Annotated in this window: 6 protein-coding genes; 2 read left to right on the top strand and 4 right to left on the bottom strand. The window is 49.2% G+C overall.

Annotated elements, in window-relative coordinates:
• Positions 1 to 188: 188 nt before the first annotated feature.
• A complete protein-coding gene (locus POG22_RS16800; protein WP_498906519.1) occupies positions 189 to 2,018 on the bottom strand; it encodes a hypothetical protein in 1,830 nt (609 codons plus the stop codon).
• A 106-nt stretch (positions 2,019 to 2,124) separates the two neighbouring features.
• Between POG22_RS16800 and POG22_RS16795 the strand changes: the two genes are divergently transcribed.
• A complete protein-coding gene (locus tag POG22_RS16795; protein WP_498906517.1) occupies positions 2,125 to 5,163 on the top strand; it encodes an alpha-mannosidase in 3,039 nt (1,012 codons plus the stop codon).
• A gap of 105 nt (positions 5,164 to 5,268) precedes the next feature.
• Here POG22_RS16795 and POG22_RS16790 read toward each other — a convergent pair whose 3' ends face one another.
• The 3 genes from POG22_RS16790 to malQ form a co-directional block, all read right to left on the bottom strand.
• Entirely contained in the window at positions 5,269 to 5,877 is a 609-nt protein-coding gene (locus POG22_RS16790; protein ID WP_074171061.1) for an RloB family protein, read from the bottom strand.
• A 17-nt stretch (positions 5,878 to 5,894) separates the two neighbouring features.
• Complete coding sequence (locus tag POG22_RS16785; protein WP_063719719.1) at positions 5,895 to 7,247, bottom strand: AAA family ATPase; 1,353 nt, start codon at positions 7,245 to 7,247, stop codon at positions 5,895 to 5,897.
• A gap of 164 nt (positions 7,248 to 7,411) precedes the next feature.
• Positions 7,412 to 8,920, bottom strand: coding sequence for a 4-alpha-glucanotransferase (gene malQ / locus POG22_RS16780; protein ID WP_063719718.1), 1,509 nt, complete (start codon positions 8,918 to 8,920; stop codon positions 7,412 to 7,414).
• Positions 8,921 to 9,036: 116 nt separating this feature from the next.
• Between malQ and POG22_RS16775 the strand changes: the two genes are divergently transcribed.
• The gene (locus tag POG22_RS16775) at positions 9,037 to 9,471 is read left to right on the top strand and encodes an NUDIX domain-containing protein (protein ID WP_017659694.1); all 435 of its coding nucleotides are present in this window, start codon (positions 9,037 to 9,039) and stop codon (positions 9,469 to 9,471) included.
• The last annotated feature ends 773 nt before the right edge of the window (positions 9,472 to 10,244 follow it).

Below are 10,244 nucleotides of genomic sequence, written 5' to 3'. Positions count from 1 at the left end.
CGCTGCTAGGTGGGGAAGTTGCAATTTTTCCAGGGTTGTCGGAACGAAGTTTGAGAGTTGACGGATTTTGAGTGTGGGTAGATTTCGAGAGTTGTCTGAAAGTCGAAATTTGCAGATTTCGAGTAGAGAGTAGGTTGATACGAACCCAGCTTCTCGAAAACGAATATCATCTGAACTTCAAACTTGGCTTATTTCGAGAGTTCTTCAGACAGCCAATTCCAAAAATTTCCAACCCACAACTCGATTTTCAAAATCACGCTATCGAGCCATTCTAACACCACTTCTAACGGGTGTTTCACATAACTGGAATCCTCCACTTGTGCCTCGAGCCAATCGGGATGGAATTCTGGCGCGTTGGAAGCCTTAGCGTTAGCAGAATTGATAGAGTCTCGAGTTCGAGGCACTGTCGCGGTTTGCGGAGATTCGAGAGTCGCCGTTTCCGTTTGACGCCGAACTTGACGCGATTGGCGAGTTTGGAGATTTCTCGAGGTGGAGGTTTGAGTTTTGGGACTTTGAAATTTCGAGGTTTGAGTGTTTGAATTTTTCAATTGGGGAGTTTGAAATTTCGACGGTTGCGTTGGGAGACTTCTCGATTTCGCACCGTTCGATGGGGAAACTTGAGATTGACGAGAAGGAGATTGAGGCGATGCCACGGGTTTCGGCGTCAATTCTGCTGTTTCCGTCGTCGAAATTGTCGTTTCGCGATTCGGGAACGAGGGTTTTGTCAGAGAACCCGTCGAAATCCAACGATCGATTGTTTCTGAAATTTGACGGAACGGATTTGAAGGCTTCCCTTCTGGTAACGCTGTCGGGGAAGCGGAAGCCGTTTCAAATTGGGAAAAATCGGAATTGAGAGATTCACAAATCGATGGTTCAAACCCCTGAATTTCAAAATTCCACGGATCTGAAACTGGGGAAGTTGTGGCGGTGGCGAAGGATTTTCGCGGTGGTTGGCTGGGAACGTTTAAAGGATCGTCGAAATTGAAGAAGTAGGCGATCGCTGCTTCGATGAGAGCGCGCACTCGTTCGTAAACGGTAGACTCGTTAACGGCGGAATTGTAAACTGTCGAGTTAGATGTGGGAATTGGGGAAGTTGGAGAGGCGATCGCACCTGTTCCGGGTAAAGAGGCCACGTCGGGAGAACTCGCCAGCCACGGATCGCTGTCTCGAGACTCCGAGATGTGGGAATTGAGAAACTCTCGATTTCCCAATGGCGATTCTAGGGATTTTTCCAGCCAAAATTCGTCGTGTCGAAATCGATCGCCGCCGAAAAAGTAATCGATCGCCGCTTTGAGGATATGACGCAACTTCTCCAACGGCGGTTCGGGAGATTCGGCGATGGGGAGGAAATACTCGCTTTCTAAGGTGGCGAGACGACGATCGATCTCGTACACTGCCTGAGATGAAACGATCGCTCGGGTGTCGGAGTTAGAAACTCCTGAATTTACGGTTGTCGCCGGAAGTGCTGCTTCGTTAAACCAATTGAGACGACGGGCGATCGCACTCCCTCGAACCCACGTCATCAGGCGATCGAAGCTGTTTCTAGATTTTGATTTGACGGGTGGCGAAGACAGCGACGGCGATAACTGCGGAATTCGAGACAGTTCTGCTAAAACAGAGTCTTCGAGTTGTTGTTGTTTTTCCGGGGAGAGAGGTTCGAGAACGCGATTTTCTGCGGCGACGAGAACCATTTTTCTGTCTTCGCGAGAACTGGCAATTCCGCAAACGGGCGTTTCGCGAACTTCTAAGCGATCGAGAGTTTCTAAAACGTTGCGAATCGGGGTGTCGGATTGTGGCAACGCTTCCGCCTCGGCTGTAGACCCCGATGCCACTTGGCGATCGCTGCGTCTTATGGTTTGAAAAATCGCGTACACCGGATACAGCAAGGTTTGCGCGGCGTTTTGTACGGCGAGTTTGGCGTGACGAAAGGCTTTGGCTGCGGTGTCGCCAAAACGCAAGGAGCGATCGGCGATAAAGTTGAACAGGCGACTTTGGTAAGGACCGGTGTAAGCAGACACGATTCCGACTCCCCGTAGTTCGGTTATCCCTTTATTTTACCGGAATCTGCGTCTTCGACTCGAGTTCTCGCGATACAATGCTTCCTAGATTTCGCAGGGGAAGTCAGTGGAAAGACTCGCACAGGCGATCGCGCGGTTAAAACAACTTTGTCGTCTCGATATTTTAGAGAGTTGGCGTTTTTGCGACGCCGATATTCAAACCGAACGAGCCGTTCCTTCGGAAACTTGGCAAAATTGGCAACCCGTCACCTTGAATTCCCGGCGACATATTTCTTGGAAACGAGGAAAACGGGTTTTGTGGCTGAGTCAAACCCTCGTCGTTCCGGAGTTTTTAAACGATTACGACGTGACGGGGTTGGCGTTACGGTTGTCTCTGCGCTGGTGGGCGGAAGACGCCAAAATTTTTGTCAACGGAACTTTAATTCGAGAAGGAGATTTGTTCGACTGTTTCGGACGGCTGTTGCTGAGGGAATCCGTTCGACCTGGCGACTGTTTCAATCTGGCAATTCGCCTCGTCAGTCCCGGTCACGACGACGGTGCGTTAGTTACCTCCGAGTTAATATACGAATCGGAGGAAATCGACCCCGGATTTATCGCCGACGAACTGGCTGTTTGCGGAATTCTCCATCGAGAGGTTCGAGATTTCTCTATATATATAGATGTCATCGACTGGGAGGCGTTACCGAGCGATCGCGATCGCTTCCATCGTTCCCTCTCCCAACTTCGCCAAATCCTCGAAACTGAATTTCCCAAATCTTCCCTTACAGTGTCTCTCCTCGGACACGCTCACTTAGACATGGCGTGGTTGTGGCCGGTATCGGAAACCTGGGACGCCGCACAACGAACCTTCGAGTCCGTCTTGTCTCTTCAACAAGAGTTTTCAGAACTGATTTTTTGCCATTCCTCCCCAGCATTGTACGATTGGATCGAAACCCACCGTCCCGACGTGTTCGCCGAAATTCAAAACCGCGTTAAATCGGGAGTTTGGGAAATCGCAGCCGGATTGTGGGTCGAACCGGAATTCAATCTCGTCAGCGGCGAATCCATCGTCCGTCAAATTCTCTACGGACAGCATTATACCCGAGAGAAATTCGGCGAAATTTCTCGCGTGGCTTGGCTTCCCGACAGCTTCGGCTTTTGCTGGCAGCTTCCCCAACTCCTCAAAGCTGGGGGAATCGACTATTTTGTCACTCAGAAATTGCGCTGGAACGATACCACCGAATTTCCCTACGAGTGGTTTCGCTGGCAGTCTCCCGACGGGTCGGAAATCCTCAGTTGGATGAGTTCTCCCATCGGACAGGATATCGACCCCCAGCAAATCGCCCGCTACGCCAAAACTTGGCAGGAGAAAACGGGATTGTCCGAAGCCCTTTGGTTGCCGGGAGTGGGCGACCACGGCGGCGGTCCGACTCGGGATATGCTAGAAGTAGCCAGACGCTGGCAGCGATCGCCCCAATTTCCCCAACTCCAGTTTTCCAAAGCCACCGATTTCCTCGATCGCCTCGCCGCCGCTTCCCCTCAACCCCCCGTTTGGCGAAACGAACTCTATCTCGAATACCATCGCGGCTGTTACACCTCCCACGGCGATCGCAAACTCGCCAACCGTCGCGGCGAACGCGGTTTGTACCAGGCGGAGGTGTTAGCCTCCGTCGCGTCGAGATTGGCGAAAGTCCCCTATCCCAAAGCCCAACTCGATCGCGCTTGGAAACTCCTGCTCTTCGATCAGTTTCACGACATTCTCCCCGGTTCTGCCATTCCCGAAGTTTTCCGAGACGCCGATCGCTCGACGCAAAAGATCGATCGCACCGTCGCCGAGGTGGTAGAAACCTCTCTAAACTCCCTTACGCAACTGCTGAAACTCCCACCACCACAGCATTCTGAGGCTGTCCCGGTATATTGTGTCAACGTCGCGGGAGGCGATCGCTCTGAAGTGGTAGTTATACAGGTTCCCGACCCCAGTAAAACCTGGAGAGCTTGCGATATCGACGGAAAGCCGCTGCAAAGTATACCGTTTCGCGACACATTGCAGGTTTACATCCCCAAATTGCCGGAAATGGGAATTACTACCCTCTGGATCGAGCCATCGTCACTTCCGGCGCGGAATTATGACATACCCAATTATGTCACAAAACTTCAAAACACACAAATTCGCGTAAAAATTGACGAAATCACCGGTAATTTAGCTTCAATTTTTCATATTGAAACCCAACAGGAAATCCTGAACAGTTCTGGAGGCGATCGCTTACAATTCTTTGAAGATAAAGGACAATATTGGGATGCTTGGAACATCGACCCCAACTATGAAGAAAAGCCTCTCGAAGCCGCAACGTTAGAATCGATAACCTGTCTAGAATACAGCGAAATCCGTCAGCGAGTGCGTGTCGTCCAGCGATTTCGCAACTCCCGCTTTATCCGCGACTACATCCTCGACATCGACTCCCCCATCCTCAAAATCGAAACTCGCGTCGATTGGCGAGAACCCCACGTCCTCGTCAAAACCGCCTTTGGCTTGAATCTCAATGCCGAAAGCTTTACCACCGAAACACCCTTCGGAGCGATCGCACGTCCGACGCGACCCCAAACCGAGGCCGAAAAAGCCAAATGGGAAGTTCCCGCCTTGCAATGGGCAGACCTATCGGGAGATCGATTTGGCGTCAGTCTCCTCAACAATTGCAAACACGGCTACGACGCCAAGCCGAACCAATTGCGACTGACCCTGTTACGGGGTTCCACTTGGCCAGACCCCGACGCCGACTTCGGCGAACATCGATTTTCCTACGCCATCTATCCCCATTCCGGCGATTGGCGAGACGCCGAAACCGTCCGATGGGGATATCGTTTCAACCAACCCGTTTTCGTCCGTCTCGGAAATTCCCAAACCTCCAGCGGACATCTTCCCCCGTCGATGTCTTGGTTGACCGTCAAGCCCAAACACTTCGTCGTCACAGCGTTCAAACAAGCCGAAGACGCCTCTCGCGGCTGGATTCTGCGAGGATACGACAGTATTGGAAACGCCGCTAAAGTCGAATTCGACAGTGTTTTGGGCGGTGCGATCGCCTCTCGCGTCGATGGTTTAGAACGAGATATCGAGGGAAGTGAAAACCTCGAGCCCTGGCAAGTGGCCAGTTTTAGAATCGAGCCTTGAGAATTCCTTCAATTATGGGTTTGAAAAGATTTGCTTCCCAAAACCCCAGCATCTCCGAGATACCGGGGATCTATGCTCCTGTTATACGACTTCTTTTAGAAAACCTCAAGTCTTAACAATCAACTTTTCAACGAGACGGTAAACGTGAGTTCCGACTTGCTGCGGACAAAATTCCTGTTCGTCAGTATGTAGACGTTTTCCATGTGCGATCGCCTCTTTAACGTAAGCCAAGAGTTTTTGAGCGTCGTAATTACTTTTCTCGTAACGTTTCCCCAATAAACGAGTCAGTTCGCTTTCGCATTCCTTCACCGTTGCAGGAGTACGAGGATTTCTCTGGTGTAGAAGCAGCCAAAGTTCAAAACTGGGATTGCTGGCACCTAAAAAATATCCCTGTTTTTGACAAACTTGGTACACCTGTTGAAGTTCGGATTTTTCCCATTCAGGAACATCCACAATGAGCCAAAGTTCGTCACCGGGTTTTAGCTGAGTTTTTTTAATTTTCTCTTGTAAACGATTCAGGACGCTTGTGGGAGACGAACGACCTTTGCGTGTTGGTAATACTCGAACAATAACATTTTGACGATACGGATTGCCTTTAAAACAGTCAAAGTATATCGCTTCTGTTTTCTCTCCCTCTGTCGCGATAAAATAGACTTTTCGTAAATCCCGACTCGGTTTAGGGCGACTGAAGGAGCGTTTGGACTTTTTAGCCATGCGAAGTGAGACGAACGTTAGGAACTTTTCGTTAACCCCAAAGCACGGGCATTTCCCAAAAACGGAATTGCACCGTAACGACCTTGAAGATAGTTATTCAGAACGTCTTTTTCGTAGCGAGGTTTAAAGTCATATAGCGAGTAAAGATCGGTAGCACCGTTAAGCTGTTTTTCCATAAACCATACCTCGTCTCGTCGCAACAGTTCTAAGTCTAATAGGTTCGTTTCGTGAGTCGTGACGATAAGTTGAGTCGGCTTATTTTGATTGTTAGACTTGAGATGTAATTCAGCCAGAAGCCGTGAAAGCTGAGGATGAAGGCTGCGTGCGAGTTCGTCCACCACAAACACGCGCTCTCCGTCTGAAGCAATTAATTCGTGAAGTAAGGGAATTAAATCGAGAAGCCGCTTAGTTCCATCAGATTCTTCGTAAATATCGAATCGAACTTCTCGATTTTGACTGTCTCGGTGAATCGTGACTAACTTCAGAAGTTTTGAATCCTCACGGTGATTGATGACTGTAGATCTCATTCCGTCAGAATCGTGCAAGTAAATGACATCGGCAAATTCTGAGTTCGATCGGTCTTTCAGGAAATTTTGAACCAGTTGACCTTCAGGAGTATCCCAATCAACTTCTTCTGTTTCAATTCGACTAATTCCCGTATCGGCAATTTGTAGAATCTCATTAAAAAAGGTTTGAAAATTTTCATCTTTCTGTAAGTCTAATTCAATCGACAGCGGGTGACTTTCGGGGTTGATAATGGTTAGGGTATGACGAAACCAGCGATAGGGATCGATAAAAATTTCAAGGTTGTGTTCGACGCATTCGTGGAGGTATAATTGATTAGGGCGAGTTCCTTTCCCGACGAATTCGAGAAATTGTCGGTCTTCCGAACTAAGAGACTTGGTAAAATCGCCGAACTTGAGGGTTGCGTTTCCGTTGGCTTGAGTTTGTCGATCGAATAACAGTCGATCGCTTTGACGAGTAAAGCTGTACAGCCATTCTCGATGTACCCGTTCGCGATCGCATTCAAAACCATACTCGTAGAGGACTCCTCGAGACTTAATTTCGATCGTAAACCGAGCCGGACGTTTTAAACAGTCGGAATCGAGACGAAACCGTTCCACGGGAATTTTTTCCCCTGGTCGCTGTCCGTGTAAAATAAAATTGCGAGCGAATTCGAGGGCTTTAACAAAATTTGATTTTCCAGAGGCATTCGCCCCGTAAATAGCAGCAAAGCGAGTTAAACGAACGTCGTTACGATTGCGAGCTGGATAAACGTGATGGAGATGAATGCGTTCTCGAGAGGCGATCGCACTAAATTCTACCGCCTTGAAGGAATATAGATTTTCGAGCTTCAAGCGAACCAGCATAACGCAAATCGGAAAAACTCGAACGAGCGTGTTTCTCGTTCGCTAAATTATCTTGCTTTTAACACGAAACGGTCAGAGATTCAAGAGTCAAACCTAAACTGACCGTTTCTGTTGTTATTGGCGATGCCTCTCGGCGTCAAAAATTTTCTCAAACCCTTGTCAAACTACGACGGATTTCTTCCGTAAACACAGGTATAAAACAACAAGCGATCTCGTAACTCGTCCGTCAACAGTTCCGGGTCGTACCGCCATTCCCAGTTTCCTTCCGCCTTACTGGGTTCGTTCATCCTGGCATCCGCCCCGAGTCCGAACAAATCCTGTAATGGAAACACCGCTTGATTGGCATTAGTACTCATGGCCAAGCGAATCAAATCCCAATGGAATCCTTCGCCGCGACTACAACCGATATAATTCCAAACCCATTGGTTTTCTTCATCCGATCGCGCCTCGTACCACCCCACGGTTGTATTGTTATCATGGGTTCCCGTATAGACCACGAAGTTTTTAGAATCGTAATTAAACGGTAAATAAGGATTGTCGCGACCGGAATCGAAGGCGAAGTGCAAAATCTTCATTCCGGGGAATTTGAAACGGTCTCGTAACGCTTCCACTTCCGGCGTAATAATGCCCAAATCTTCGGCGACAATGGGCAGTTCTCCCAATTCCTCTTTCAAGCGATCGAAAAATTCGTACCCCGGAGCTTCGACCCATTCCCCGTTCATCGCCGTCTCTTCGTCGCCAGGAACGGCCCAATACGCCTCAAAGCCTCGGAAGTGGTCGATACGAATCAAATCCAGGCGATCGAGAACTGCGTGGAACCGTTGCATCCACCAGCGGAAATTGGTTTTCTTCAACTCCTCCCAATCGTAAATGGGATTTCCCCAGAGTTGACCCGTCGCGCTGAAGTAATCCGGCGGAACGCCTGCCATCAACGAGGGTTTACCCGTTTCCTCGTCCAAACAAAAGATATCTCGATGGGCCCAAACATCGGCGCTATCGTGAGCCACGTAAAAGGGAATATCGCCGAACATTTGAATCTGGCGATCGTTGGCGTATTCCTTCAGCGCCGACCACTGCCGGAAAAACTCGAATTGCAGGTATTTGCGAAATTCGACTTCTTCGTGAAGCTCTTCTCGCCATTTCTCTAACGCCTTGGGATCGCGTTTCGAGATCTCGTCGTCCCACGTATTCCAACTCGTTCCGTTGTAAACTTGCGTTTTAAGGGAAATAAACAGAGCGTAATCGTCGAGCCAGTGGGCTTTATCCTTGCAAAACTCGACGAATTCCTTCTGTTGGTCGGTGGTGGCGACGCTGCGAAAATTACGGTACGACTTTTGTAACAGCGGAGTTTTCACCTGTTCGACGCGATCGTAATCCACGCGATCGCTCGGGAGTTCGGGAACCTCCGCCAAATCCTCTTGTGAAAGCAACCCGTCGTCACACAGCCGTTCTAAACTAATCAGCAGCGGATTGCCCGCCATCGCCGAATAGGACAAATAGGGAGAATTCCCGTATCCCGTCGGTCCGAGAGGTAAAATTTGCCAGAGCTGCTGTCCGCTTCCAGCGAGGAAATCCACGAAACGGTAGGCTTCCTCTCCCAAATCGCCTATTCCAAAGCGACCGGGAAGGGAAGTCGGGTGCAGTAAAATTCCACTAGATCTCGGAAACGGCATAACTCTCGCCACTTGCTACAAGGTTGAATTTAACACGGGATTTCTCAAGTCCGGTTCAGTTTTCGGCTTAAGTTCAACATTGACGCTCTCTCGAGTCTCCCCTCGTCTCTCCGTTTATGACTTACCGCAACCCCGTCCCGACTGTCGATATTCTCATCGAATCGATCGATCGCCCTCCCGGTTCGATCGTCCTCGTCGAACGTCTAAATCCCCCTCACGGCTGGGCGATTCCCGGCGGCTTCGTCGATTACGGGGAAACCGTCGAAACGGCGGCGATTCGCGAAGCCAAGGAAGAAACGGGGTTAGACGTGGAACTCATCGAACAGTTTCACGTGTACTCGAATCCTCAACGAGACCCTCGAAAACATACCCTCAGCGTCGTGTTTCTCGCCACCGCTACGGGAATCCCCCAAGCGGGAGACGACGCCAAGCATTTAGAGGTGTTTTCCTTGTGGGAACTTCCCCCAAATCTCTGTTTCGACCACGATCGCATTTTGAGGGATTATCGCAACTATCGTTTTTACGGAAAACGTCCGAGCTTGGAAATTTAAAACCTCCAAGACGATGGCACGGGCGTTCTCAAGGGCGATCGTCAGAGTAGCTGGAGTATTTGAGTTCTAAGAAGCTATTTTACTCGGTTGGTCGATGCTTTCCCTAGCTTGCTCTACACGCCGCCAAGCTCTAATACTCCATCGGTTTCCGATAAGCTAGGTTTCAAAAAGTCTTCACCACAGAGACACAGAGGACACAGAGAGAGATTTGTCAGGTCGGGCAAAACCAGTATTTGAAATTCGGATTCCGTATAACCCTCTTCTGTCACTCTCGGAATGAAAAGTTCGATCGCAATCGTGTAACGCTTGTCGAGGAGAGGGTTTGAGAAATATTTCGACTTGAATTCTACAATTTGTAGACTTTTGGCTAATAGAAGCTCCCAAATGCAAGCACGTTGGGAGCTTCAGGATCTTTTTCTAATAGGATCTCATTCCGGTTTGAAAGAAGAGGGATAAAAGAGTAGCGTACCGCTCGGGCAAACCGGCTTCTAGTCAAGAGCCAGTCTGACTGGGGGTAAAGGAACTGCCGTCCCTGTCCTGTCATGGATTGCTTGGACAGATTCGCGTTCCCACTCACGTCTGCTGTCTCGTGTAAAAAATACAGAGTTCGCCGTCTAAAATTCCGTAAAACTACAGAAGATGGGCAGAAATTCGGCTAAACCTGCCTTTTTTGTAAAGAATTGTTGCAAAATCCGTAAAATTTGAAAATTCAACCCGAGAAATTAAATAGGGGTCGAACGCCTCGTTAAAAAAGTTAAAATTTATCGCCATTT

Source organism: Geitlerinema sp. CS-897, assembly GCF_028368005.1.
Lineage (GTDB): Bacteria > Cyanobacteriota > Cyanobacteriia > Cyanobacteriales > Geitlerinemataceae > Baaleninema > Baaleninema simplex.
Note: the sequence above shows the minus strand (reverse complement) of the source record. Positions and strands in the feature narration are given on the sequence as shown.